Annotated in this window: 30 protein-coding genes; 5 read left to right on the top strand and 25 right to left on the bottom strand. The window is 36.0% G+C overall.

The genetic code is table 11. From position 1 onward, the window contains the following. Nucleotides 1-6 precede the first annotated feature (6 nt). From MLC52_RS06635 to MLC52_RS06710, 16 genes are all read right to left on the bottom strand, one after another. The gene (locus MLC52_RS06635) at nt 7-309 is read right to left on the bottom strand and encodes a nucleotidyltransferase family protein (protein ID WP_151900238.1); all 303 of its coding nucleotides are present in this window, start codon (nt 307-309) and stop codon (nt 7-9) included. A 365-nt stretch (nt 310-674) separates the two neighbouring features. Continuing rightward, nucleotides 675-1,178: a PulJ/GspJ family protein gene (locus MLC52_RS06640; RefSeq protein WP_434579703.1), complete on the bottom strand. Its 504-nt coding sequence runs from the start codon at nt 1,176-1,178 to the stop codon at nt 675-677. Further along, on the bottom strand, nt 1,175-1,669 hold the full coding sequence (locus MLC52_RS06645; RefSeq protein WP_418640361.1) for a type IV pilus modification PilV family protein: 495 nt from the start codon (nt 1,667-1,669) through the stop codon (nt 1,175-1,177). Before MLC52_RS06645 ends, MLC52_RS06640 begins: the two co-directional genes overlap by 4 nt. Continuing rightward, the gene (locus MLC52_RS06650) at nt 1,644-3,152 is read right to left on the bottom strand and encodes a GspE/PulE family protein (RefSeq protein WP_151900235.1); all 1,509 of its coding nucleotides are present in this window, start codon (nt 3,150-3,152) and stop codon (nt 1,644-1,646) included. The genes MLC52_RS06645 and MLC52_RS06650 overlap by 26 nt, the downstream gene beginning before the upstream one ends. Next, nucleotides 3,152-5,008 (bottom strand): secretin N-terminal domain-containing protein, encoded by a 1,857-nt coding sequence (locus tag MLC52_RS06655; RefSeq protein WP_434579705.1) that lies wholly within the window; start codon nt 5,006-5,008, stop codon nt 3,152-3,154. Before MLC52_RS06655 ends, MLC52_RS06650 begins: the two co-directional genes overlap by 1 nt. Further along, nucleotides 4,995-5,807: a hypothetical protein gene (locus MLC52_RS06660; protein WP_434579707.1), complete on the bottom strand. Its 813-nt coding sequence runs from the start codon at nt 5,805-5,807 to the stop codon at nt 4,995-4,997. The genes MLC52_RS06655 and MLC52_RS06660 overlap by 14 nt, the downstream gene beginning before the upstream one ends. Further along, nucleotides 5,791-6,324 (bottom strand): hypothetical protein, encoded by a 534-nt coding sequence (locus tag MLC52_RS06665; RefSeq protein ID WP_346388809.1) that lies wholly within the window; start codon nt 6,322-6,324, stop codon nt 5,791-5,793. Before MLC52_RS06665 ends, MLC52_RS06660 begins: the two co-directional genes overlap by 17 nt. Continuing rightward, entirely contained in the window at nt 6,318-6,725 is a 408-nt protein-coding gene (locus MLC52_RS06670; RefSeq protein ID WP_151900231.1) for a hypothetical protein, read from the bottom strand. The genes MLC52_RS06665 and MLC52_RS06670 overlap by 7 nt, the downstream gene beginning before the upstream one ends. Then, the gene (locus MLC52_RS06675) at nt 6,722-7,645 is read right to left on the bottom strand and encodes a hypothetical protein (RefSeq protein WP_434579709.1); all 924 of its coding nucleotides are present in this window, start codon (nt 7,643-7,645) and stop codon (nt 6,722-6,724) included. The genes MLC52_RS06670 and MLC52_RS06675 overlap by 4 nt, the downstream gene beginning before the upstream one ends. Next, nucleotides 7,629-8,540 carry a hypothetical protein gene (locus tag MLC52_RS06680; RefSeq protein WP_434579711.1) on the bottom strand — a complete coding sequence of 304 codons (912 nt, stop codon included), beginning with the start codon at nt 8,538-8,540 and terminating at the stop codon, nt 7,629-7,631. The genes MLC52_RS06675 and MLC52_RS06680 overlap by 17 nt, the downstream gene beginning before the upstream one ends. Further along, a complete protein-coding gene (locus tag MLC52_RS06685) occupies nt 8,541-9,755 on the bottom strand; it encodes a type II secretion system F family protein (RefSeq protein WP_418640366.1) in 1,215 nt (404 codons plus the stop codon). Next, nucleotides 9,752-10,270 carry a type II secretion system protein gene (locus MLC52_RS06690; protein WP_418640367.1) on the bottom strand — a complete coding sequence of 173 codons (519 nt, stop codon included), beginning with the start codon at nt 10,268-10,270 and terminating at the stop codon, nt 9,752-9,754. Before MLC52_RS06690 ends, MLC52_RS06685 begins: the two co-directional genes overlap by 4 nt. A gap of 12 nt (nt 10,271-10,282) precedes the next feature. Beyond that, nucleotides 10,283-10,714, bottom strand: a complete 432-nt coding sequence (gspG, locus tag MLC52_RS06695; RefSeq protein WP_151900226.1) for a type II secretion system major pseudopilin GspG — start codon at nt 10,712-10,714, stop codon at nt 10,283-10,285. Nucleotides 10,715-10,797: 83 nt separating this feature from the next. Next, nucleotides 10,798-11,349: a YqiA/YcfP family alpha/beta fold hydrolase gene (locus tag MLC52_RS06700; RefSeq protein WP_151900225.1), complete on the bottom strand. Its 552-nt coding sequence runs from the start codon at nt 11,347-11,349 to the stop codon at nt 10,798-10,800. After that, entirely contained in the window at nt 11,346-12,119 is a 774-nt protein-coding gene (locus tag MLC52_RS06705) for a patatin-like phospholipase family protein (protein ID WP_346388815.1), read from the bottom strand. The genes MLC52_RS06700 and MLC52_RS06705 overlap by 4 nt, the downstream gene beginning before the upstream one ends. After that, on the bottom strand, nt 12,089-12,376 hold the full coding sequence (locus MLC52_RS06710) for a hypothetical protein (RefSeq protein WP_434579713.1): 288 nt from the start codon (nt 12,374-12,376) through the stop codon (nt 12,089-12,091). Before MLC52_RS06710 ends, MLC52_RS06705 begins: the two co-directional genes overlap by 31 nt. Before the next feature lie 150 nt (nt 12,377-12,526). On the opposite strand from MLC52_RS06710, the gene MLC52_RS06715 reads away from it, so the two are divergent. Then, nucleotides 12,527-12,760: a hypothetical protein gene (locus tag MLC52_RS06715; RefSeq protein ID WP_151900223.1), complete on the top strand. Its 234-nt coding sequence runs from the start codon at nt 12,527-12,529 to the stop codon at nt 12,758-12,760. 24 nt (nt 12,761-12,784) lie between these two features. On the opposite strand, the gene MLC52_RS06720 is transcribed toward MLC52_RS06715, so the two are convergent. From MLC52_RS06720 to MLC52_RS06745, 6 genes are all read right to left on the bottom strand, one after another. Then, nucleotides 12,785-14,056 carry an RNA polymerase factor sigma-54 gene (locus tag MLC52_RS06720; protein ID WP_434579714.1) on the bottom strand — a complete coding sequence of 424 codons (1,272 nt, stop codon included), beginning with the start codon at nt 14,054-14,056 and terminating at the stop codon, nt 12,785-12,787. A gap of 14 nt (nt 14,057-14,070) precedes the next feature. Continuing rightward, entirely contained in the window at nt 14,071-14,793 is a 723-nt protein-coding gene (lptB, locus tag MLC52_RS06725; protein ID WP_434579715.1) for an LPS export ABC transporter ATP-binding protein, read from the bottom strand. Then, complete coding sequence (gene tsaE, locus MLC52_RS06730; protein ID WP_151900220.1) at nt 14,781-15,197, bottom strand: tRNA (adenosine(37)-N6)-threonylcarbamoyltransferase complex ATPase subunit type 1 TsaE; 417 nt, start codon at nt 15,195-15,197, stop codon at nt 14,781-14,783. Before tsaE ends, lptB begins: the two co-directional genes overlap by 13 nt. Then, nucleotides 15,194-16,180 carry an anthranilate phosphoribosyltransferase gene (trpD, locus tag MLC52_RS06735; RefSeq protein ID WP_434579716.1) on the bottom strand — a complete coding sequence of 329 codons (987 nt, stop codon included), beginning with the start codon at nt 16,178-16,180 and terminating at the stop codon, nt 15,194-15,196. Before trpD ends, tsaE begins: the two co-directional genes overlap by 4 nt. Beyond that, nucleotides 16,177-16,425 (bottom strand): RNA-binding S4 domain-containing protein, encoded by a 249-nt coding sequence (locus MLC52_RS06740; RefSeq protein ID WP_151900218.1) that lies wholly within the window; start codon nt 16,423-16,425, stop codon nt 16,177-16,179. Before MLC52_RS06740 ends, trpD begins: the two co-directional genes overlap by 4 nt. A gap of 106 nt (nt 16,426-16,531) precedes the next feature. Further along, the gene (locus MLC52_RS06745; RefSeq protein WP_434579717.1) at nt 16,532-18,382 is read right to left on the bottom strand and encodes an EAL domain-containing protein; all 1,851 of its coding nucleotides are present in this window, start codon (nt 18,380-18,382) and stop codon (nt 16,532-16,534) included. Between the two features lie 60 nt (nt 18,383-18,442). On the opposite strand from MLC52_RS06745, the gene MLC52_RS06750 reads away from it, so the two are divergent. Then, nucleotides 18,443-19,384 carry a class I SAM-dependent methyltransferase gene (locus tag MLC52_RS06750; RefSeq protein ID WP_434579718.1) on the top strand — a complete coding sequence of 314 codons (942 nt, stop codon included), beginning with the start codon at nt 18,443-18,445 and terminating at the stop codon, nt 19,382-19,384. Here the strand turns inward: MLC52_RS06750 and MLC52_RS06755 are convergent. Beyond that, complete coding sequence (locus tag MLC52_RS06755) at nt 19,381-21,069, bottom strand: YgiQ family radical SAM protein (RefSeq protein WP_434581628.1); 1,689 nt, start codon at nt 21,067-21,069, stop codon at nt 19,381-19,383. The two genes, MLC52_RS06750 and MLC52_RS06755, sit on opposite strands and share 4 nt — an antisense overlap. Before the next feature lie 207 nt (nt 21,070-21,276). Between MLC52_RS06755 and MLC52_RS06760 the strand changes: the two genes are divergently transcribed. Together MLC52_RS06760 and MLC52_RS06765 are read left to right on the top strand one after the other, a co-directional pair. Continuing rightward, nucleotides 21,277-21,930, top strand: coding sequence for a response regulator transcription factor (locus MLC52_RS06760; RefSeq protein ID WP_418640371.1), 654 nt, complete (start codon nt 21,277-21,279; stop codon nt 21,928-21,930). Further along, on the top strand, nt 21,917-22,978 hold the full coding sequence (locus tag MLC52_RS06765) for a sensor histidine kinase (RefSeq protein WP_434579720.1): 1,062 nt from the start codon (nt 21,917-21,919) through the stop codon (nt 22,976-22,978). Before MLC52_RS06760 ends, MLC52_RS06765 begins: the two co-directional genes overlap by 14 nt. Here MLC52_RS06765 and MLC52_RS06770 read toward each other — a convergent pair. Continuing rightward, on the bottom strand, nt 22,975-24,627 hold the full coding sequence (locus MLC52_RS06770; RefSeq protein WP_151900214.1) for an NAD-binding protein: 1,653 nt from the start codon (nt 24,625-24,627) through the stop codon (nt 22,975-22,977). The genes MLC52_RS06765 and MLC52_RS06770 overlap by 4 nt on opposite strands. Nucleotides 24,628-24,633: 6 nt before the next feature. Further along, entirely contained in the window at nt 24,634-25,014 is a 381-nt protein-coding gene (locus tag MLC52_RS06775; RefSeq protein ID WP_151900213.1) for a DUF6394 family protein, read from the bottom strand. A gap of 149 nt (nt 25,015-25,163) precedes the next feature. Here MLC52_RS06775 and MLC52_RS06780 point away from each other — a divergent pair, with 149 nt between their 5' ends. Next, a complete protein-coding gene (locus MLC52_RS06780) occupies nt 25,164-26,837 on the top strand; it encodes an AMP-binding protein (protein ID WP_434579722.1) in 1,674 nt (557 codons plus the stop codon). The last annotated feature ends 9 nt before the right edge of the window (nt 26,838-26,846 follow it).

The raw sequence follows: 26,846 nt of genomic DNA on the forward strand, positions 1-26,846 counted from the left end.
TTTTCATCATACATAGATAAAATCTTTTTTTGCATAATGTTTTATTATCGGATTCATAAAATCTAAAGAAACAAAATCTACTTTTTCTACATTAAGCTCTGAGGCAATCGTATCTTGAATTTTTAAAAATTCAATACCACTCTTTAATTCAAAATTTCTGTCTCTTGTATAAAATATATCTATATCACTTGTAGATTTAGCTTCATCTCTTGCATAACTACCATAGAGTCCCAATGTATTTATACCATAAAGCTTTTTAAACTCATTTTTTTTATTTTTGAGGTATTGTAAAATAGTCGCTTTATTCATTGTTAACTCCAAAATATATTATTTTATAGATTATAACATACAACTCATATGCACTGACATAATTTTAGCATATTGCCATGACATAGGCTTAGTTTCAAACCTTATCAAATCATATCATTTCATTTGGACTTTTGTGGGACTTGGTAAAAATGCAAGGCTTTATTTTAGGCTATTAATACCCTATTTCTTGGGACTTTAAAAGAATTAGTTGTGGAGAGATTCACACTCCATTTTCGTCCTTTTTTAGTGAAATGAGTAAAAAGTTAGCTAGTTAAATTAGGTGGAAATTGCACTTGATATTAGAATTGGCGATCGAAAAAGTATATAGTTGTGAATAAAGTCTTTTTGAAAGTTCTCAAACAAACTTAATATTCATTTAAAGCATTTATTTTCATCAATATACGGTCAGAATCTTCAAACTTCAAATTGACTAAAAAAACTGCTTTATCCTTTTGTTTATAAACTCTGAAGACATCAACACTGCCAAGACAGTCTGCATTAAATTTATCGGCTTCTGATAACGGATAAACAGGTTTTTGTAATGATTCCAGTCTGTAAAGTTTTTTATTTTTGACTATATAGGTCACATAAGGGTTTACTCTTCTGTGAAGGGAGTGTGTTGTTTGCAAAAAGAGGACATCTTCATTTTTGTCATTATGCACGATACTGTTTTGCTGATAAAGCATTAAAGACAAGTCCAGGAAAAGTACTCTCTTTTTTAGACTCAGGGAATTAAATCCGTTGACCTGTTTTTCATAAAATGTATTACTTTTGTTTACAGAAGCATTGACTCTGTACAAATAAACCATCATAATAGATAAAATAGTTATAGATATCATCATTTCTATCAATGTAAAAGCTTTTTTCATCGTATTCTTAACCGTAACAGTGATGAGGAGTAGTTCTTAGTTTTCAATGTACTTCTTCCTGTTTCGTAGATAGTTCCTGCACTGTTTTTTTTATTTGGATCGTTGTCTTCTTCCTCGTTTGCGGATTCATCAAACATGCTTGTGTCAATACTCTGCAGTGTTTGATACACTATTTCTATATCTGTATGTTTGAGTTCTCTTCTAAAATCATCATCCAAATCAAAGTCTGAAACCAACTCTTCTAAAGATATCTTTTCATTTTCAAAGCCATATTTTGTTCCTACAAGCAATGAAAGATATTGCGTAGCCGTTTCCTGATTTTTCACCTGAGAAAATATATGTGTATTGTTGGCATTTATTTGCAGTAACGCCATAATTACCACTGAAATAATCATCACTGCTACCATTACCTCTATCAGTGTAAAAGCTCTCCTGTGAAGATTACATGTAGCAGTACAAAACATTTTATAATCCGATACGGATTGCTTCATCCAGCGAAGTTTCTCCATTTAAAACCATGTTGGAGAGTTGAAAAGAGATACTTTGCAAACCGTCAGCTTCCAGTGCTTCTTTGATACTGTGCTCATCCGCTGTAGTTTTTAAAAGATCTTTTACCTTGTCATTCATAATCAAAAGTTCTCCTATCGATCTTCTGCCTGTGTAGCCACTGTAATTGCATGCGGGGCACCCTTTTGCCTTAAAAATTTTGCTCTCTTTTGGGATATTGTAGTCATCGGCAAAATTTTCAGCTATGACATCTTCTTCTTTGCACTCAGGGCATAATACGCGGACCAGCCTTTGCGCCAAAATACCTAAAATAGAAGAGGATATTAAAAACGGTGCAATTCCCATATCAACCAATCTTGATATCGTAGCAGATGCAGAATTTGTGTGAATTGTAGAAAAAACCAGATGCCCTGTCAGTGCTGCACGCACCGCAATAGATGCTGTCTCTTCATCTCTGATTTCTCCTATCATTATGACATCAGGATCCTGGCGTAAAATTGAACGCAGAGCACTTGCAAAAGTGAGTCCTACTTTTTCATTCACTTGAATCTGCGATATGCTTTCTGATTTATATTCCACAGGATCTTCAACAGTTATAAGATTTTTTTCAGGAGATTCCACTTCTCGCAGGAAAGAGTGCAAAGATGTTGTTTTACCACTCCCTGTCGGTCCGGTCACTAAAATAATTCCGTGTGAAAGGCGTAACAGACTTTTGATCTTTTCAATCATATCCTGATGAAATCCAAGCTCTGTTATCTGCGGTATTTGTGAACTTTGCATTAAAATACGCATAACAACTCTTTCTCCATAAAAAGTAGGCAGTACCGAAACCCTGATATCCAATATCTCGCCTGCAATTTTTATCTGTGTTCTTCCGTCTTGGGGAATACGTTTCTCCGAAATATCCAAATTTGAAATAACTTTAATACGGCTGATGATAAGACTGACAACTTTTTTGTCCAAATCTGCATTTTTACTCAGCATTCCGTCTATACGAAATCGGACTTCACCGCTCTTCTCTTTGACCTCTATATGGATATCCGAAGCTCTTTTTTTGACAGCCTGATAAAAAAGTGCATTGACAAACTTGATAATGGGTGCTGATTCTTCACTCGTTAAAATGTCACTCGACGTTCTTAAAAAATCGGTCAGAGAGATGTCTTCTTGTTCATTCTCTTCTGAAGAATCTTCCTGCATTGTCTCTATTGCTTTGTCTGTTCGAAGTTCCAAAAAACGGTTGTAAAGCCTGTCATACGAATCTTCATCAAGCATCTTGAGAGGATATTTGATTTCTAGTTTTGTATAATAGTTACTCGCTTCAACCAAATATCTTTCACAGACACATGCAATGACTTCTTCTTCTGTTTTACTAAAAAGAAGATAGTTTTTAACACTGATCTCCGTTGGTATACCCTCAGGTTCACATACCTGTAAATGTAAATCATGAAGCACTTCTGTATTGAGCATTAATAGACACCTTTGACATGCACTGCAGGTTCTGTATTCTTTTGTATCTTTTCATTTTTTTTACTCATTATCTTTTTAAAGATTTTTTCATTATACTCTTTTTGCACACTTGAAAGAACACCCAGGTCTCTTTGCAGTTTTGAAAGTTCTTCACTTTTGTCTATGACATAAGGAGTCAGAATGACTACTAAGTTATCCTGTTCTTTAATTGTTTCAGTAGATGAAAAAAGATACTCTCCTATCATTGGAATATCACCCAGCAGAGGAACTTTTGTTTTTGTTTTTCTGTCAAGGGATTTTACAAGACCGCCGATGATAATGCTTTCGCCGCTTCTTAAAATCGCCTGTGTCTTCACCTCTTGCTTTGACGTAACAGGCTGTCCCGCTGCATCAGAGCTTAAAATATTTTCCAAAGACGCTTCAACATCCAAAGTTACCTTGTCGTTTGAGGATACTCTGGGTTTGATTCGTAATGTCAGACCGATATTTTCTCTTTTATAGTTGTTTGTCACCCCCGAAACAGCATTTGTTGTTGCACCGGATATTATAGAGATGGTTTTACCGACATAGATGGAAGATTGTTTATTGTTGACACAGAGAATTGAAGGATTTGATATTGTTTTTGATGCGCCGTGACTTTGTAAAAAATCAAGTGTTGCCCCAAGGGCCAATGCGCTTTTTGCGCCAGAGCCAATAGCACCGAGATAATTGATAATCTGTGTTGATGCCAGATTTTGCAAATTAGCATCACCAAAATTTGCACTCATTGCATAAAGTCCGGATGCTGAAACATCTCCTGCTGCAAAACCATATTTCATTCCTAAACTTTCGGCATTGTTTTTATTGATATTAATAATTCTTGCCTGAACATATACCTGGTATTTTTCCTTGTCCAGTGCATCAATAATAACCTTGATTCCTTTGAGTATCTCAGGATCAGCAACTGCGATGATGGCATTGATCTCTTCGCTCGAAGAAATATTCGGTTTTGTGGTAAGCCCTTGATATGTTTTATCAGAAATAATTTCCTTGAGGGTTTTGATAACATTCTTTGCATCAGAGTTTTTAAGACTGTAAATTTCAACTGACCGGCTAATGTTTGACTCTACATCAAGTTTTTTCGCCAAATCTTCAATTTTTGCTACATTCTTTTTATTTCCGATAACAATCAAACCGTTTATATTTTCATCAAAAATGATATTGACTTTGTCCGAAACGACTTTAGGATTAAATATTGACTTGCTTATATCCAACAAACGAGCCTGAAGTTTTCCGGCATCTGCATGTTTTATATATACCAGTTTTACAATAGAGTTGTTTGTTATTTGAATATCTTTGATTATTTTTTTAATGGTTTCTATATTTTTTGGATAATCAGTTATCAAGATCGTATTGCTCTCTTTTAATGTCATCAGTTTTGCAGTTTTCGAAATAAGATAACGAATCTTTGCCGCTATAATATCTACATTTTCACCCTCTACTTTAACAGCCTGGGTTACCATTAAAGATCCGGATACTTTTTGGTTTGGTTTGACAACATCCGCATTAGATCTTGCAACCTCAGAAGAGCGGACAATTTCATAATAAGACCCATTACGTGCCAAAGAGTAGCCTTTTGACTGTAAAACAGAAACCAGCATCCCCATCAATTCATCATCATAGATAGGTGCAGAACTTACAAGATTCACACTTCCGTTTATTTTATAATTCATTAAAATATTTTTATGTGTAATTTTTGCTACCAGTTTTACAAAATCATCAATGGCCAAATTTGAAAAGTTAACATTCACCTGTTCTCTTGCCTGAAGAGAGAATGTTAAAAGTAGTATCAATCCTATGTGCTTAATGAATTTCATATATCAATTCCTTTTCTGTGTTATTTCTTAAAACAACCAAGCTTATTTCGCTTAATTTGTTTACATTTTTATATATATTCATCACTGCTTTATATGATGTCAAATCAATATTGTTTGCTTTAATGACAATATCACCTTTTTGCAACCCGAGTGCTGCAAATTTTGAATTTTTATTTATTTTCATTATCTTAAAACCTTTAATTTTTCCATCTTCCATGACTTCCTTTATGGCAATTTGTTTCCAAATCTTTTGAGGATTTTTTTCAAAAAACTTTATATCCTGCCTTGATATATTTGTCACACCATTATCTGTTTCATTATGCGTGACCCGGTTTATACTTACATCTTTAATTTTTTGTTTGACAAAATAGAGTATATAGTTTTTGCCGTCTTTTGTAAAAACAACATTATCGTTATTGATTTCTTTCAAAATATAGCCATTATACGTTTCACCCACTCCGATAATTGAAGTTTTTTTCAAATTCGATTTCATTGCCACTATGGCATATCCATAATTTTTAGAACCATAAAGACCGATCAGAGTCATATCGGTAATACTTCTGTGCGCACCCGTTTCATTTGTTTTTTTATACCCCTTGGTATTTGTATGCAAAGGAGTAAGCATATTTGTAAAATTTACTCTTTGATATGCCGGACGATAATTCTTTTTTATCTTTACATCTATACCATTGCTTGGCAAATACCATAACAGCACGAGCGCAAGCAGTTTGGAAAGAGCTATTAAAATCAACAATTTTGTAATGATTTGCAACATCTTGGAATTAGAGACTTTGTTCATAAATGAAGCCTCCGTTTTTATCTTTTTTCAAATTTCGCAGTGTTGTACGATAATGAGTCAACATTTTTTTGGAAGGTTTTATCAAAACCTGCAAAGTTCTCTTGACAAGGTCGATATCAATATCAGCCTCTCCAAACTCACCACTGCATTTTCCCGTTACATGTAAAGGATCAAATACAGTATAGACAAGATACAGACTCTTTACATGTAAAGGTATAAATCCTGATGCCATATCGGATAAGACCAAACCTTCAACCTCTACACTGTTATACAAAAGAAAAAGATTCAGTTTTATCTTTTGTATTTTTGCAGTTTCGAGTGTTTTAACATATAAAACAGCATTTTTTATTTCAAGCGTAAAACCTTCATCACTGAGAGTCTCATCATTCAAAACAATACCTTTTTTTTGCAGTTGCTCTTCAGCAAAATAGTATATATTTACTTTGGGAGAAAAATAGATAAATGCCATCATAAAAAACAGGACATACAACAGGAATAAAACCAGTTTTTTTACCATTTTATCTTCACCTCCAGCGTTGATTTGCTCTCGCTGATTCTTTTTATTTTCAGCATTGTTATGTTAAATGTTGTATTGAGAATTTTACCCATTAAAAAATTCAAAGCTTTTATATCCATATTTTGAGAACTGATGTGTATTCCTGAATTTGTTATCTCTTTTTTTATCTTGGAACTCTTTAAAACAGGATTTGACAATATATGCAGAATCTCCTTTTTCTCTTTTTCTTTGTTGGCAAATGCTTTTTTTAAAGCACTCGTGTCTAAAGAAACTTTCAGTGTTTTTTCATAGAGAATTTTTTCCTGATGGAGCTCTTTTTTTGCATCTATGAGCTTCAAAACAAAAAACAGTAAAAGCAAAAGTAAAAAGATGCCAACGTAAAGAGGATTTAAGCGGTTCATAAAGTTATCTCCAAAGTCAGTACTGAATTTTTTAATTGGGTTTTAGCATGAATACCTTTACGTTTCAATGCTTCTATAATTTTTTTACTCTGTGTAACATCTTTTATAATCACTGTTAACACTTTGGAATCAAATCCTATGTAAGAAATTTTTTCATTTTTTGCAAGATGCATTTTGAGAAAATATCCTATATATTCTCTCAGTTTCATCTGTTTTTCGTATATTTTATTCAGTTCTGCATGAATAGCCTGATTTTGCATCATGGTAGGCTTTAAATTATATTTTGCAAATACGGCACTCCTTTGATCTTCAAGCGTGGCTGCCTTATCCATGGTAATAAGCCATTCTCCGAAAACTATACCTGTGATAAACAACAGAACAAAACCAATCTTATAAAAACTGGACTTTTTGAGAATATGATTAAACTGCTGTAAAACTATAGCATGACCGGATGGTTTAAAATCATCCGGTTTAAGGATATCTGCTTCTTTTATCCAAAAATCCGGTACAAGAATCACTATACCGTTTTTCACTACAAGTGCCTGTTTTTCATTTACTCTACAGGCTCCTTCCAAGGAAGAAAATTCACTCTGCGCAAAATAGATATTGACAACATTTGAAGGAGATATTTCTTTTTGTGCCATCAGCTCCAGAATCATTTTATCTTCATAGGCAAAAACTATATACTCGTCATTTTCTTTATAGGCATAGTAGCTGTAGTGACCCTCAGGCAGAATATCTTCAAAAATGGAAGGAAGCAGTTTTTTTACTTCTCTTATATATTTCACAGGTAAAGAAATTTTCTTTACCCAGTATAAAGACGGAGATAAAACAACATTTATTTTTTCTTCAGTCTGCACTGGTTCCATGAAAGGATCCAACAAAATTGTTTTGTAATTATTTTTAAATTTTGTAAACAAAGTTTGATCCTTTTTTGGTTTTTATATTGTATTCAAATTTTATTTCAGCATTTTGTTTGCCCTGTGTGACCAAAAGCGTCACTGTTATAATTTTTTGCAAATCACAACTTGCATTAAATTTTCTTTTCAGGTCTTCTTTCTCTTCTGCCGTCAATTTGTCACAGTCCACAAAAAAATTATCATCTTCTGCAGCAGTGTTTTCCTGCTCATAATAGTTCCCTGACATTATATTAAAAACATCCCTGTTTACAAAGTTTAAATCAATCACATAAGAAGAATTTTTATAATTTCCAAAAGTAAAGATTTTATGCAGATCTATGTGTTCAACGCTGTTATCATGATAGGTTTTTTTATAATACTCATTTAACTCTTTTATCTGTTCGTCAGAACTTATATAGTCTCTAAAAAGATAAGGATTATCATCAAACAGAGCACTGTTATACATTCCGTCTTCTTTTATACCGCCTGTTAAATCTTCAAGGAGATAAAGATACTCACTGTTGATCATTTTTGCATTAAAATAACCGATAAGTGCATTCTTTAGTGCACTCTCCCCTTCAGCTGTGTTCTTTTTAAGTGCATTAAAATTAAATTTAGATCGGGCACTCTCCAGCTTTACCTCTACCATTATATCCGTACTTAACGGGACAACTGTGCTGTATTGCAATAAAAATGCACGAAAAGTCTGTGTGTCGTTTATATCATCAAGTTCGGGAGTCTCTTTTAAAATTTTCAGCATATCATCCAAAACAGCAGTAGTTTGCAGTAAAAATTTCTCAGAGGAAAGATTCTCTTTTGCACTGTTGATATGTCCGAGTGAGACCCCTATTGTAACTGTAATTGCCATAATGAAAAACATCGTTATCAAAAGGGCTATTGCATTTTTTTTAAACATTTACTGAATACTCATAGAAAAAATTGGCAACAGCATAGCAGAAACTATAAATCCGATAGATCCACCGACAAAGAGCATAAGAGCAGGTTCAAGCAAAGTTAACAGCAGAGAAATTTTGTCACGATTCTCTTCAAAATAGAGTTCTGAAACATTATGCAAAATTGTTTCAAGTTCTGACGTCTCTTCTCCCAAAGCTATAGACTGGATAAAAGCATAATCAATCTTTATATCTGATTCATTGAGTGCATTTGAAAGCAGTTTTCCTTCTACCACTTTCTTTGAAGCAGTTGTAAACAGCTCTTTGAGCACAAGATTGTTTAAAATATTTGTCCCGAGATTTATAGTACGCACAAAAGGGACACCCGATCGGACCAGCAAAGATGCCATATAAGAGAAGCGTGCCAATTCGCTTTTTTGTATAATCTCTCCGAAATACGGAAGTTTTAACAGCAGTTTATCGACCCCGTACGCAAAAGAGCGGCTTTTCTTGCGTGCAGATATAAATATGACAATACCGGCAAACAGTGATGCCAAAATGATTTTAAAATTATTTTGAAAAAATGTTCCTGCTGCAATGACTACTTTTGTAGGTGTAGGCAGTTCCTGATGCATATTGACAAATATTCCTGTAATCTGCGGCACCACAAAGGTCAGCATAAAAGCAATCATAAGCAAAGAAACAATTATCATAAAAGAAGGGTAGGCAAAAGCACTTTTTATCTCTTTTTTAATGCGTTCCTGTTCTTTTAAAAATTTTGAAAGTTCCAAAAGCACTTCATCCAAAACACCCCCGTTTTCACTGACTTTTATCGAGTACTTGAAAAATTCCGGAAGCACCACTACCTTTTGCGCTTCAAGTGCTGAGTAAAAATCTTTTCCCTCATTCAGATGTGTACTCACTGTAGATAAAAAGAGTTTCATCTTTTTGTTGTTTTCATAATGTGTCTGCACAATTTTCAGTGCAGACACTATACTGATACCGGAACGGATATACATGGCAAGTTCACGGGAAAGTCCGGACAACTCTTTTGTACTTATTCGGTATTTTCTTGAAAAATGTAGGGAGTCAAAAAATGACGGGGCTTCTTCACTGATTTTTTGATAAATAATCTTTTTGGCTTTAATCTTACTCTTGGCCTCTGCCAAATCAGAAGCTTCAATCTTGTCAGATACTTTTTTACCAAACTCGTCAATTCCGCTGTACTTAAATATCATTGTATTATCTTTGTCATTAAATCTTGTTTTGCATTTACTGCTTCTTCTACACTGCTGTACACTTGCGGAGGTTCAAAATAGGGTGTAAAATCATATACATTGTTTTTATACTCTACCAGTACCTGATCACCGACTCCGTCACCATCCACTTCATATGAAAAGCAGACATTTTCTTCAATATTCTCCTGATTAAAATAGCCTGTATTCTCTTTTTGCATCGCACCAAGATCAAAGTCATAGCGATAGACCTGTACACTCTCATCAAGGAAATTTTTTATCTTTATATCCTGCTTTTTTCCATCTATCAGTACAAAACAATTCTTGCACTTATCCAAACAAACAAACTTTGCACTCTCTTTATGCGGATAAGATTGTAAAAACTCTTTTAAATTTTTAAGTGACAAATTTGTACTTTTTTCACTGAGCTTTTTAAAACTGCCTATGACCAAAGTATAAACAACTCCCATTATCACTATGACTATCATAAGTTCAATGAGAGTAAAAGCTTTTTTCAAAAACAGTATCTCTTATTTACACTGACTGAGTTTTATGTCTGCAGCTTCTTTTGTTCCGCCCTCTTTTGCATCTGCACCAAGAGAGACCAGTTCCACTTTGCCGTCATTGTTCATATAGATAAAATTTCTCCCCCATGAGTCTTTTGGAATCTCATTGTCTTTAAAATACCCACTCGGTGAGTAGTTGGGATATTTTTGCGGATCCGGGTTTTTTACAAGGGCTTCAAGCCCTTCATCTGTAGTAGGATACCTGCTGTTGTCAATTTTAAACATATCAAGGGCACCATTGTAAATACTCTTCATTTGTACACACACCAGTTTTCTTTTTGCCTCTTCGCCTTTTCCAGTAAGACTTGGCATTATCATGGCTGCCAAAAGTCCCAGGATGACGATAACTATCATTAATTCTATGAGCGTAAAACCACTCTTTGATCTGTTTTTCATGCTTTATTACCTTGTTCTTTTTAATTATTTATTATAGCAAAAAAATGTATTAACTTTTTGCCCTCTTTGACACTGTTGCTCTTTTATCGTAAAAACGTTTCCGTTTTTTCAAAATAGCGTTCAATATTGTCAAAACTGTGGCTTCCGCCCTCTTCTATCATCAGTGTTGCTTTATCAAACTTATCTGCCGCTTCTTTGTAGTTGAGTGTTTCATCTCCCTTTTGGAGCAAAAGCATAAAGTTCTCCTGTTTTGGTTCTTGTACTTCATACTTTTTGAGCATTTGCAGATGAGATTCTCTCCATTCAAAACAACTGCCGTCATAAAAACTCTGCATAAAACCAAGTGTTTTTTGCAGTGTACTATACGGATAGGTTGAAGGATTTATCAGTACTGCTTTAAGATTATATTTATGCGCAAGATATGTTGCATAGTACCCTCCCAAAGACGAACCCATCAGACTGACTTTTTCTTGTGAATTTTTTATAATTTCTTCCAGTGTCTGTATAGCCAATTCAGGGATATATGACAATGATGGCGCCATAAATTTTTCATTTTTGTTTATAAAATATTCTCTAAAAAGTTTTGCTTTATACCCTTCTCCGCTGCTTGCAAAACCGTGTATATAAATAATCATACTTTGTTACTCTCTTTTATAATTTTTTGCATCTCTTCTCTTCCCATTGCATAAGCTTTGCCAATATCCCGAAATGAAAAAACTTTGATATCCAACAGTTTTTCATTACACAGATACATGTAACAAAGCTCTTTTTTGCTGACATATTTTGACTGCCATGCTGTATGTATATTCTTTTTAATCCACCCCAGTATGGTTTTTGGCACTTTTTTATATTTTGGAAAAAGATTTATTCCGATGATAGGATAATTGTACTGCTGCAGCCTCTCAACCGGGAAATTGTCTACAAGCCCGCCGTCTACGACAAGTGTTTTGTTGACATACACCGGAGCGAACAAGGGTGCAATAGAGCAGGATGCCAAAACTGCTTCTTTAAGAATTTTGCCACTGTCATAATAAATCGCTTGCTCCTTTTCTACATCACATGCCGTTACATGTAACGGTATCTCAAGTGTTTCAAAACTTTCTTTGTCTATAAGTTTGTCAACAACTGCCGCATTATGATCAAGTTTAAAAAGATAGCCGTTACCCAAAGAGATCTTAAAAACAGAGCGGAACTCTTTTGATTGTATCACCTCAAAAATGTATGCGGCACTCTTGCCGCAGGCAAGGGATGCTCCGATCAGAGCACCTGCGCTTGTACCGCTGACAGCTTTAATCTTGACACCGTTCTCCTGCAGTACGGAAACTATGCCCAAATGGTATGCTCCGCGACCTGCACCTCCGGACAAACAAAGAGTTATTTCTCGCGGAAACTGACAATTTTCCATTCACCCTCCAATGTTTCTAAAATCGCAGTACAGCTCTCAACCCAGTCACCGCAATTTAAATACCTGATGCCTTTTATATAACGCATCTCCGCTTTGTGTATATGGCCGCAAATTACACCATCATAGTTATTGTGTTTTGCGTGTTGCGCCAAAACAGCTCCATAATTCAATAAAGCCTCTGCTTTTGAAAAACGTGTTCCCAGATGTATATCCGAAATAAATATAGACCGTACAGCAACAGTAGTAGTTTCGTGCATTTTCAAATACAACCTTTGTTATCTCTCTGTGCAAGTATAATCATTTTATATTACAAAATGGTCACAAGAGAGCCAAAATCTTTTTTTCAACGCAGATCCGTAAAATTTTGCTATAATATTTTCATCTAAAAAGAAGAGAGGTTTAATACCATGGAAATTCGAATATATTTTTGCGCAGTTTTATACAACGAGGATTCTGAAATAATTCAGATATCAGATATTAAACAGCAGGCAAGCAAAGAAGATAAAAACCCGGATGTGATTTCACAGATTCAAAACTCTAAGACAACACTGTCTGCCTTGTATAAAGAAGGATGGAGATTAATAGAAGTTGTTCCTTCCCATGAAACAAACGGGTACAGACTTTTCTTGGAAAAAGAGTAATAATATCTCTTTTTTTGAGATATATCAAATACCCAGTTTGTAGAGTTTCTTTCTCTCACTTGAACCTGCGATATTGAGCTGTTTTCTGTATTTTGCTATCGTACGTCTGACCATTTTTACTTTGAATTTTTTTTCTATCAGGGCTAAAAGCTTCATGTCACTCAAAGGCTTTTCATGGTTTTCATTCTTAATAAGTTCAATGAGAAACTCTTTGATGGCAGCATTACTGACATCTTCATCAATGGCAGTTGTAAAAAACTCTTTCATAGCCAAAACACCTCTGTCACATGCTATATATTTGTTTGCAATGGCTCGCGAAATAGTTGAGGGATTGTGTCCAAATTCATCAGCCAGAGTTTTGAGTGTCAATGGCATGATTTGTCCGCCTGTAAAAAAATCATACTGGTATTCGACGATCATCAAACCTACTTTGTAAAGTGTTGCTTTTCTCATATCAAGCGCATCCACCAAACTTTTTGCCTCTTTGATTTTTTGTCTTACAAATTCATGCTCAACGCCATAAGAGGTGTCTATGTTTATCACAGGATAGTAGGCATCATTGAGTTTGACTTCTATCTGCTGTTCATCATTAAAATATATCATCAAATCAGGAATGATCTGCGCGGAATCTTCCTGATATTCGATATTTGGCGGATTTTTGAATGTTGACAATACATGCATAACCTCGTTAAAAGACTCTTCTTTGGAGTAGGCATGAATATTTTGCATGTCATTAATGATTTTTACGGCCAGACTATATGCCTGGTCACTGATTTCACTGTTGTCTAGTTGAAACAAAAATGACTCAGCCAAATCTTTAGCACCTATGCCTACGGGTTCTACATGTAAAAAGCGCAGACGAATCTTTTCAAAAGTTTCTCTGTCTATACTGTTTTTTTGGCAAAATTCTTCTGTGTTACCGTCGTAATAGCCATATTCGTCCAAATTTTCGATGACAAACAAAGCTACTTTTTGTGAAACGGGTGTAGGAAACAGCGGCGCACCTATTTGCTCATCTAAAACATCATAAAGTGTTCGACTTTGAATAGTCAGCGCTTCTATCTGCTCTGTTCTGGAGTTGCTCACTCCGCGGGAAATTATTTTTCTTGGAATCTTTTTTTCAAAATCTTCTTCAAAGCCTGATTTCACTTCTATAACAGGATTGGCTTCGACAAAAGGAGTCATAGCTTCACCCAAATCAGAAAGACTTGAATGCAATATGGGAAGCCAGTTACGCAGGGTATTTGAGAGCTTGTGTTTTGTTTCAACTCCCTGTGTCTGTCTTAATGCTCCCATATTTTCATGAATTCCTAAAGTTTGAAGCTTTCACCGAGGTAATGCGTACGGACATCTTCATTTTGTCCGATTTCATCACTGGTTCCCTGCGCAAGAAGCTCTCCCGATTTTATAACATAGACTCTGTCGCAAACATCCAGTGTTTCACGCACATTATGGTCTGTTATCAATACACCTATGTCATATGATACAAGCTGATGTATCACTTTTTGTATATCCATAACGGCAATAGGATCAACTCCGGCAAAAGGTTCATCCAGCAACAAAAACTTTGGTTTGTTTACAAGCGCACGGGCAATTTCAACACGGCGACGTTCCCCGCCGCTGAGACTGATTCCCTTTCTGTATCGTATAGGCTCAATATTGAACATATCAAGCAGTTCCACAATGCGTGCTTCTTGTTCTGCTTTATCTTTTATACCGACTTCAGCGGCTATCATTAAGTTGTCTTCAACACTCAAATCTTTAAAAATCGAAGCTTCCTGCGGTAAATAACCTATACCTTTGAGTGCTCTTTCATGTAAGGGCATCCCGATAAGATCTTCTCCGTCAAAATAGACTTTCCCCTCTGTTGCTTCTACCAAACCGCAAATCATATAAAAAGTGGTTGTCTTTCCTGCTCCGTTCGGTCCAAGCAGTCCTACAACCTCACCACTGTTGACTTCAAGACTTATACTTTTTACTATTTCCAAATCTTTAATTTTCTTTTTTAAGTCTGTTGCTTTTAATGTGTGCATATTGTATACTCTCTTGCATCATCTGAAATTTTTTCTATCTCTATTGTCACTGTTTCAATGCCGGCAGAGACTAAAATATCCACCAATTCATCACTTCCCCACTCTATAAAATGCAGACCCGGTTTTTCCAACTCTTCAAGCATTCCCAAAGAGATAAAATGATCAAGCCCGTGATTGTAAATATCATAATGAAATAGTTTTTCCCCATAACATTGCTGCAGTGAAAAAGTAGGTGATGTCACATCTTCACTCAATCCGAGTTTTTTTGCTATATTTTTTACCAAAGTCGTTTTGCCTGCAGCCAAATCGCCTTTTAAAATAATAACACCTTCTTGTAGTTGACTCATAATTCTGTCTGCCAAAGAGTCTAACTCTTCCAGTCTATATGTATATGTTTTTTTCATAACTTGTTTGATGTTTCTATGATTTGTTTTAATTTTACTTTCGGTCTTGCTTTTGCAAGGGCTTCTCTTGCCATTTCCAGTCCATCTTGTATATCTCGAGCCAAATCTCCTACCATCAACGATGCTGCAGTATTTATAAGCACTATATCACGCTGGGCATCTGTTGCTTTTTCATCAAAAACAGCTCGTAAAATATTTGCATTTTTGAGTGCATCGCCACCCATTATGGCTTCTAGCGGTGCTTTTTTAATACCATACTCCTGCGGATCAATAATAAACTCTCGTGTCTTGCCGTCTTGCAGTAAAGCCGTATAGGTCACATCACTGATGCTTATTTCGTCCATTCCTTCGTTTGAGCTGACAACCAAAGCCGATGTAGCTCCGTTTATCTGAAGTGCTTCTGCCATTTTTGGTACAAAAGCTTTGTCAAATACACCCAGCATTGATTTTTTCACACCGGCAGGGTTTGTCAAAGGTCCGAGTATGTTAAATATGGTTTTATCAGGGATGCTTTTACGTACCGGTACGATGAATTTCATGGCCGGATGATGATTTTGTGCAAACATAAAAGTAAAACCTGTCTCTTCAAGAAGTTTTGCACTCTGCTCAATACTCAAGTCAAGCCGAACACCCAGTGCTTCAAACATATCGGCACTGCCGCTTTTTGAAGTGATAGAACGACTTCCGTGCTTTGCAACGGTTGCCCCGCAAGAAGCAGCAAGCAGCGCTACTGTTGAGGAGATGTTGAAACTGCCTATTTTATCACCGCCTGTTCCGACAATATCAAGCGCATTTTCTCTGAGTTCATCAGAAACAGGCAAAGCAACGGCAAAACTGCGCATAACCTGTGCAGCAGCGGCAATCACTTCCACAGGAGTACTTGCATCAAGTCGTATACTGAGTAAAAACTCACGCATCTGTGCATCACTCATTTCATGTTGAAAAAGTGAAGTAAATTTTACTAAAGCTTCCTCATATGTCATGAAATCTCCTTTATATACTGATCTTGCAGAGATTTTGGCGTTGATTTTGTTGTAGGAATTTGCAGCACTTCATACTTTTTTGATTCATTAAGATAGTTTACAGTAATAATGCTGCCGACTTCCACATTTTTACTCGCCTTTGCAACCACACCGTTTATCTCTACTACTCCGTTACTAATCATATCCTGTGCAACAGAACGTCTTTTTGTAATATTTACCGAATTTAAAAATTTATCTATTCTCATTTTTTATCTTTATTGTTTTTTTACTCATTTATAGTTTGTTTATTGTAGACAAATCAAACTGAAAATAATGTAAGAGAAGAAAGAAGTTGGAACATTTTTTGCATTATTAATTATTTCGCATCAGTTTTTCAAAATCTTCGCTTAACAGCGGTTTGGAAAAAAGATATCCCTGATACAAATCACACTCTATTTTTTCCAAAAAGTCTCTTTGTTCCTGTGTTTCAACACCTTCGGCTACTGTTGTGAGATGCAGATTTTTTGAAATATCAATAATACTCTTCACTAAAGATGCCTGTTGCCTGTTGTCAAGTTCTGCTATAAAAGACTGATCTATTTTTAACTCAGTTACGGGAATATCACGGATATAGCTTAATGATGAATAACCCGTACCAAAATCATCTATAGAAAAATGGATATTGTGTTTTTTGAGCGCATTGATTGTGACAATCAGTCTTTTTAAGTCCTGAGATGTACTCGTTTCGGTAATTTCAAAAATCAGTTTTGTATGAAAGCCGGACACATTGTACTGACGAAGAAGACGTTCAACTATAGAAATAAAATCTTTGTTTAAAAGCTGCCTTACACTAATGTTAATCGACATTTGATGCAGATGCATTCCGATACTTTCCCATCTTTGCAGAGTTTTTATAGCTTCTTCCAAAATATATTCTCCTAACTCTATAATATAACCGGTACTCTCAGCAACGCCGATAAACACTTCAGGACTCACCTGACCGAGTGTGGCACTTTTCCACCTTGCAAGCACTTCACAGCCGATAATTTTATTTTTACAGCTTATTTGGGGTTGGTATTGCAGATATATTTCATTTTTTTCTATGGCAAAATGCAGCAGTCTTTCTACATGTAATTTATTTTCTATAATTTTACACAGTGCATCATTAAATATGACAACATCATCTCTGCCCGCACTTTTAACTTCATACATTGCAATGTCTGCTTCTTTTAAAAAATCATGGGCATTGAGTTTTGGGTTGTTTATGATACTCACCCCTATACTTGCACTAATGTGAAGCGTGCTGTCTTCTATAAAATAGGTCTCTTTTATTGTGTGTAGAATTTTATTTGAAAATTCTTTTGCCTGCGCAAGGCATTTCTCTTTCGTCTCAAGTGCATCGCTTAAAATACAAAATTCATCTCCACCCAATCTGGCAACGATGTTACTGTATTTGTCAGCCAATTGTGTCAAACGCTCTGAAACTTCAACAAGAAGTTTATCTCCGACATCATGTCCAAGGGTATCGTTGATTGTTTTAAAATAATCCAAATCTATTAAAAGCAAATAGGTATATCTGTTTTTGTTCTCCCTAACAGAACTGTCCAGATACTCTATAAAATAACGTCTGTTTCCAAGTCCTGTCAAATAATCATGATATGCCTGAAACCTGCTTTTTAACAAATAGGCATGTGTATTTTTTGCAGCATATAAAAGAACCATACTCAACACAACAGTGAAAAATGCAAGAATATACGAATAAAGTTCTCCAATTGCTATGAAATAGACAACAAGCGGAAGCATTAAAAACGAAACTGTTGCTACTACCAGCTTTTTCTGTGAAGCTAAAATAGTTGCCGCGACTACCGCACTGCCGAGTTGTGTTGCAATAGCTATATAATGTGCACTGATAGCATCTTTTGAAATATAGTATAAAAACATTATTGTCCATAAGGAAAAATATATAAACATAAAATATTTTACTTTTTCAAGCCATCTGTCTTTTTGTGATATAGTCATCTTTCTCGAATAATTTCTATACAGCTTCCATCCCCAGACTGAAAGCAGTAAAAAAAGAACAAACCAAAGTATTTCGACAATAATTGAAGAGTAAAGATATCCCATGACTATATATCCGGGACCTGTTCCTAAAAACAATAAAATAACAACAAGTATCTGCTTATGCATAAAATTATAAAAACTAATATTATCATTCGTTGTCAAAACATATCTCTCTTTGCAGGTTTCTTATCATTTTATCTAATAAAAGTGTATAATTCAAGAATGCTAACCTTTACACATCAAACTATGACACAAATCACAAAAGTATTACAAAATTACATCAATACAATGCGGGGAAAAGAGATAATTTCATTTCAAATACTTAATCCTGACATTGCGACTTCGTTGTATAACGGCACACGCATTACATGTAACGGACAAGAGTATATTTACCGTGGCTATAAAAGCTGGATTGATTTGGCACATTTGCTTAAATGCAGAATGCTGACACCGAAAATTGCTGATGAACACACCGTAATTATGCGTTATGAAAAACTTGATGAAGACAGCACCTTTCATAAAAACATCACAGACAAAGAAGAAAAATACGGAGAAAATTCCATTTTCGGAAAAATTCACAAAAATGAAGAGGCTTCTTTTATTTACAGTTACACACAGGCATTAAAAAATGTACATCTGAACAAAAGAAAACGTATTTTGAATCTCGGGGTCAACAGTGGAGACGAGTTTGAAGTTATCGCCTCTTTGGCAGACAACTTTGCAGAGCTTGACCTTGTCGGTATCGACTACTGTGAATCAGCCATAGCAGCAGCCAAAAAAAAGTTTGAAGATATGCCCAATATCTCTTTACATGTAAGCGATATAAATGAGTTAAACTCACTTGATTTGGAAAAATTTGACCTCATCATCAGTATAGGCACACTGCAAAGCTCAAATTTGGAGTTTAACAAAACACTCATGTCCATAGTCCAAAACCATCTCAAAAAAGAGGGAGCTATGATACTCGGTTTTCCAAACTGCCGCTGGATAGACGGGGAAATGATTTATGGGGCCAGAGTCAAAAACTATGCTTTTTCAGAAATGGGACTGCTTTACAAGGATGTCATCTTTGCAAAAAAATACCTGCAGCAAAAAAAGTTTCGCGTCACTGTTACGGGCAAAGACTATATATTTGTAACGGCTACATCCATTCGTAAAGATTAAGAAGCAAATCCTGATGCAAAGGTATCTTTTGCAACCACTATCTGTTTTTGCCGCTCTTTGCGTTTTGTATCTTTTTCTACAAAAATTTTCTTGCGTGTTTTAGGGTCCAGTTCAGTATAATACATTACAGCAGAATAGGTACCTGGAGTCGGAGTAAAGACCTGTGCCTGTTCAGGATTCATTTGCAACTCTTCTGTGGTAAAACGCTTCAACTCGTGCATGTCTTTCTCCTCACATCCCGGATGGGCTGCAATGAGATAATAGGTCAAAAACTGTTTCTTTCCAGACTCTTTGTTGAGTTTGTCGTAGAGTTTTTTAAAATCTATAAGCGTCTGTTTTCCCGGTTTTCCCATGAGTTCAAGTACATGCTGCTGCGTATGTTCCGGAGCTACTTTCATCTGTCCTGATATATGATGTTCTACCATCTCTTTGAGGTAACTGTATCCGTGCTGTTTATCCTCTGTAATCAAATCATATCGGACACCCGAAGCCACAAACGCTTTTCGCACACCCTCCACCTGACGAACCTGGCGTAAAAGATTTATGTTGCGGGAGTGGTCAACCTTCATCGACTTGCATAAATGGCTTGCATCAACACAACGCTGATGGTCACAGGTACCGAGTTTGAGCTTTTTATTGCACTCATATCCGTACATATTTGCCGTAGGACCGCCGACATCGGAAATAATGCCCTTATAGTCTTTGTATTTATTGAACTCTTGGGCTTCTGATAAAATATTGTTTTCCGAACGCGTTCTGATAGTTCTTCCCTGATGCACCCCTATGGCACAAAAGTTGCACTCTCCCCAACAGCCGTGATGCGTCATGATGGAAAACTTAATCGTCTCCAGACATTTCACTTTCCCTTCTTTGGCATAGTAAGGGTGCAGCTCTCTTGTAAAAGGCAGGTTGGAGTTTGCATCCATCTCCTCTTCATTCAGGTAGTCACAGGGAGGGTTTTGAATGAGGTACCGGCTGTCTACCGGCTGACAGAGTCCTTTTGCCGCTATAGGGTCATTATTGTCATAAAAGAGATCAAAAAGGTCTATATATTTCTCTTTGTCATCCAAACACTCTTGGTGCGAAGGAAGCTGAATAAACTCATAAACCGGCTCTTTGGATATATAACAGATACCCCGTATATCTCTGTAATCCCTCTTTTCATCTATGGCACGGGTTAACTGCTCCAGTGCAATTTCCCCCATACCGTAAATCATCACATCCGCCTTAGAATCAAACAAAACAGGCTTTTTGAGTTTGTTGGACCAGTAATCATAATGACTTACACGTCGCAAAGAGGCTTCAATACCTCCCAAAACGATAGGCACAGTATTTTTAAAATAACGCCGTATCAGATTTGTATAAACCAAAACTGCTCTGTCAGGTCTTTTGTTGTTTTTTCCACCCGGAGTATAATCATCGGAATTTCGAAACTTTTTGGTGGCTGTATAGTTTGAAACCATACTGTCGACGCTGCCACCACTGACACCCCAGTACAAACGAGGCTCACCCAAACGCATAATATCATCAGGTCTGTCAATGTCCGGCTGTCCTATCATTCCGACTCTGTAGCCCATTCTCTCAAGCATACGCCCGACCATAGCAACACCGATAAACGGCGAATCTATATAGGCATCCCCGCTGACTAAAATAACATCACAATAATCCCAGCCTTTGGCATCCATTTCAGCCCGTGTTGTCGGCAGAAAATCTTTTTCGCTGAAAGTGACGGTATCTCTTTTTGGATTATTTTGTCTGTTTTTATGTCGCCTGCTCAAAATATATAGCCCTTTAAAATCTGAAGTATTATACTAATAATACACTATTTACACAAAAGAACAGATTATGCGCTATTAACATTACGCTAATGCACTTTAGTATATACTTTGCCTATGACAAAAATATTATTATTAGAAGATGATGAAGTATTATCTGAAACCTTAATTGAACTGTTGGAAAATGAAGCATTTGAAGTGTTACATGTAAAGGACGGGGAAGCGGCTCTTGATGCTACATTTGAAAACAGGTTTACACTGATGCTTTTGGATGTCAATGTCCCCTTGCTTAACGGATTTGAACTTTTAAAAAGTTTACGCCAAAGCGGTGACATGACACCAACCATTTTTCTTACTTCTTTAAGTGATGTCGCCTCTTTGGCAAACGGCTTTGATGTCGGTGCGGATGACTACATCAAAAAGCCCTTTGATTTTGATGAACTCCTCATACGCATACATGCTCTTTTGAAAAAAGCCTATCATACCTATCAGAATGAATTACGGGTCAATGACTTTCGCTTTGTAATCGACAAAGACGAACTTTACAATCAATCAAAATTCATACCGCTTTCTCCTTATGAACTGCAGATTACAAAGCTGTTTTTTCAAAACCTCAACAAAACAGTCCAAAAAGAGCTTATACTCGAAGCACTCAATGGGAACAAAGAGATGAGCGAGGGAGCCTTGCGTGTACACATTAACAAACTTCGCAAAATCGGCCTCCCAATTACAACGATAAAAGGGATAGGATACCGTCTTGCATCATCATGAAAAACTGGCATTTTTAAAATTTTTTCTTATTTACTTTATCAGCACTGCCCTGCTTATTTTAATTGCCGGATATTTTTATTTTCAACAGACAAAAAACCATTTTTTAAAAGAAGAGGAATTTTCACTTATTGAGTACGCCAGACATATTAAAATGGGTACTTCAATAGATGAATACAACAAAGATTTTCATCATGCTTTTGTCAAAGTACCCAAACATGTTGATATTAGAAATTTCACTATAGGAGAAAAAGAATTTTCCAAACTGCTGCCTATGAACAGGCGTGGAAAATATCTACAAGTATTTAAGTCAAAACACAGCTTTGATCAAAGATTATCCAACTTCAAAAAAAAAGTTCTGTCCATACAGTTTGTATTGCTTCTTATTTTTGCATATATTAGCTACAAGCTTGCAAAAAATGCTTTAAAGCCTTTACGCGAAAGTATCATAACTCTTGATAAATTTGCAAAAGATTTAATTCATGACTTAAATACGCCTGTCACCTCTATGCAACTCAATATGAAACTCATCGAAAAAATTCCGCAATTACAAAATACAAAAGCACTAATAAGGTTAAAAAAGAGTATCAACAATATTTCAGAACTCCATGAAAACCTAACAATACTGCTTCAGGAAGAAACTTTTCAGATACAAAATCAAAATATATGCCCTATTATTCAAGAAGTTATTGAAATCCAAAAAACCCTTTATCCCCATATCGCTTTTCACATTCAATGCAACATACTCAAAGCAAAAATAAATAAACAGGCTATGAAGCAAATTCTGCAAAACATTATTTCAAATGCCTGTAAATACAACAGTTCTAATGGATATATAAAGATTTATAACAATAAGAATGCTTTATATATAGAGGATAGCGGAAAAGGAATCAAAGAACCGGAAAAAATATTTGAACGCTCCTACAGTGATGAAAACAGCAGTGGTCTCGGGCTTGATATCGTAAAAAGACTGGCATATGCTATGGATATAAAAATAGTTGTGCAAAAAAACGAGCCTGCAGGTACACGCTTTGTTTTAACTCTGCCTTAAGAACTTGTATATCCTAAAACATACTCCAGTTCATATATGTTATTGACAATATACTCAAAATCACTGTAATTTTCCTCATCTGAGACTATCAGCAGTTCATCACCGATTTGCAGATTCATTCTTGCATCAGGCATCAAGTATATGTTATCCCCTCTTTTGAGCAGCAAAAAAACTACATGTAACATCTCATTTCTGTCAGCACGGGATCTTCTTAAATCTGCAAGGCTTATATTTTCACCTTTTTCAAGCCTTAATGTCAGCGCATACGCATTTGCATCATTCAGTACAGTTTCAAAGTACATTGGATTCATCCCTGTGATATTATTAAGCATATAGACAATGATTCTTGCCCATTCATCATCTTTTTTGCGTGCTTCTTGTATAAACAGGTCGGCCAGAGGTCTTGCTATATAGCTGTATGTTGCATCAGCCAGTATCTTCTCTACAATATATATTTTATTGATTTTAGATGCCTGAAATATATTTAAATCGTCTAAGGAATTTTCACGGGCCATTGTAAATATTTTCGGATTCAACTGTTTCGCCTTGTTTAAAATAGTAAGGTTCAGCAAATCATTTTGTGTTGCGGCTATGATGCAGGCACTCTCTTTGACACCGAGTTCAATCAGTCTGTGTATATCTTCATCATCCCCGAAAATGGTTGTATTTTTCTCTTCTATGTAGCGCTGTGAATCAAAATCTTCAATCACATACTCTATACCGGCCTTTTGCAATCCTTCTTGAATCGCTTTGCCCATTCTTCCTTTACCGTATATAATGTATTTTCCAAGAGGAAACTGGTCTCTTTTTTTCAGTTTGAGTATGTGTCCGTACATCCACATCTCCAAAAGCCAGATATAGGGTGCTGTTATACCATAGTAGATGCGTTTTGATATAATATCAAAAGGATTTTTCACATGTTTCAAATTCATACTTCGAAAGTGTTCAAGCTGAGCCTTTGAAGTTGCCTTGACAATAATATCAATTTTTTTATTGAGCAGTTTGCTGATGGTGGCTATTTTTGAATTTACCATATCATCTTCAAAAAGAGAGATTATACCTGCACAGTTTTTTTGATGGATTCCTGCAATTTTAAGCATTTTTTGATTTGTTGCATCGCCTACAAATCCAGGAACATTTGGATAAAAATTTTCCAATATCAACTCGTCTATCTTCTCTTCGTCTTTATCTAAAACAACGAGCCTGTAGTCATGTCCGTTGAGTCTGTCAATAATACTTTTTGTTATCCCGTTATATCCGAGAATAATATAAAAGGGTTTGTTGATATTTCTTACATGATTTCTGAACGAGTTCCTGTTTAATGCTTTTTTCAGTGCCTCATCCTGTATCAGAGAAACTATCGCTCCTATCCCGTAAAACCATCCTATCACTGTAAAATAGATAGAAAAACTCACCCACATTCGCTGTTCGTAGTTGAAAGTATACGGAGCCTCTCCAAAACCGATAGTACTTGCCATATAGGTTACAAAATAAAAGGCATCAAAAAAAGTCATCTGATAAGGGTCGCCGTTGTTGTCTGTCCCCTGAATCAGCACTAACCCGAGTATGGATATGGCAAAAGTAATGATAATGACCAAAAAAGGTGTCCTTAACCTTTTAAGAACAATCCATACAATCTGTTCATTCATATCTTGCTATCTTTTGGATTTGAGTGTATCGCCGACAAAAAGTATAACCGAGACTATATTTGCCAGGAGTGCTCCGCCTGAGAGCGAGACAATCGCTGTTGCGGCCTCTATATTCACATCACCAATTACATATATTGCAAAAGCCCAGACAGTCGCAGATGCGATAAGCTGAATATCTGCTACAATACTTGTTGCCAGTAAAACCGCCCCCAGCTGTGTTCTGTCCCCCAGTTTAAGTACTGTGGCTATCAGGTTGACAATAATCGCAGCAAAAAGCTCGTAAGAACTGTGCTGTTCAAGTACTGTAGGCTCTCCGTAAAAAAAACCGAAATTGACCGTCATGGCCAAGATAAAAAATGACCCGGATATAATTTTATGCATATTCATTGCTTTATTCTCCAAAATAAAAAAGACACCTAAGCGTGCTTCTAAAATTCTACTCTTATTAAAATTAATTGTATATTTAATCACTCTACATTTTACATTAAAGAAATACTCTGTATAATAAAATAACAAATAAAGATAAAAGATGAACTATGACAGATATTACCTACCCTTATGAAAATATGCAGGACTACACACTGCCAAGTTTGCTAAAACGGTCAGTTGAGCTGTACGGACCGAAAAAAGTATTGTCTAAAGTTGACCAGGACCCTATGAGCTATGAAGAGTTACATGAAAATGTACATGCCATGATCAAACTTTTAAAGAAAAACGGTGTCAGAAAAGGCGATAAAGTTGCCCTGCTGAGTGAAAATATGCCTAACTGGGCTGTTGCATATTTTTCTGTTACCTATTTTGGCGGTGTCATTGTTCCCATACTTCCTGATTTTCATCCCTCTGATGTCCAGCACATTATCAGACACTCTGAGGCAAAAGCTGTTTTTGTATCACAAAAGCATCTTCAAACCATAGAAGAGCTGGATAATTCCAATATGAAGTTTGTTATAAAACTTGATGATTTAACACTCATAGATGAATTGACAAATCACAGTTACATCGCAAAACTGACACAGAAAATGGCTTCCAAAGAACTTCCAAGACCAAAAGAAGATGATATGGCGGCACTTTTGTATACGTCAGGCACGACAGGACACTCAAAAGGGGTGATGCTCTCACACAAAAACCTTGTTACCAATGCAATGAGTGCCTATAAAAATGTAACTATTTTACCCGAAGATACTTTTCTTTCCATTTTACCTTTGGCACATACTCTCGAGTGTACTGTCGGTATGATACTGCCGATTTTACATGGTGCAGACATTGTATATCTCGACAAAGCACCTACACCCAACGTTCTTATCAAGGCATTCGCCAGCGTCAGACCGACTATGATGCTCAGTGTGCCTCTAATCATAGAAAAAATATACAAAAATAAAATATTGCCAAAATTTACCGGTTCGTTTATTATAAAAACACTCTACTCCATTCCTTTTATACGCAAACTGCTCAATAAAGTTGCCGGAAAAAAACTAATCGAAACATTCGGAGGCCGGATCAAATTTTTCGGCATAGGCGGTGCAGCACTCTCTCCCTATGTGGAAAAATTTTTGGCAGAAGCCAACTTTCCATACATTGTAGGCTATGGACTCACCGAAACATCTCCGCTTATAGCGGGAGGGAGAATCGGCTACCCGATCAAGATAGGCTCTACCGGCTTGCCGATGGTCGGAGTCGAAGTGCAGATAAAAGATCCCAACCCGCAAAACGGTGAAGGGGAGATTATAACCAGATCACCCAGTGTAATGATAGGCTATTACAAAGATGAAGAGCAGACAAAAGAGGTTATCAAAGATGGCTGGTTTTATACCGGAGACTTGGGTTACATAGATGAAGACGGGTATCTCTTTATCAGCGGAAGAAGTAAAAATGTCATTATCGGTCCCGGTGGAGAAAACATATATCCGGAACAGATAGAGGCTATCATCAATCAACATGAGGCGGTTCTTGATTCCCTTGTGATGGAAAAAGACGGAAAACTGGTTGCAAGAGTACACTTGGACTATGAACTTATAGATAAAATGTTTAATGCTCATAATATGCCGGAAAATGAAGTCAGAGAAAAAATTGCAGATTACCTGGAAAATATGAGAATAGAGGTCAATGCACAGTTGGCCTCATTTTCAAAAATTCAAAAATTTATAGAACAGATTGAGCCTTTTGTAAAAACACCGACAAAAAAAATAAAAAGATACCTTTATACAGAATAGACAATAACG

Origin of the sequence: Sulfurimonas sp. NW15, from assembly GCF_051132285.1 — a bacterium.
Classification (GTDB): Bacteria; Campylobacterota; Campylobacteria; order Campylobacterales; family Sulfurimonadaceae; genus Sulfurimonas; species Sulfurimonas hydrogeniphila.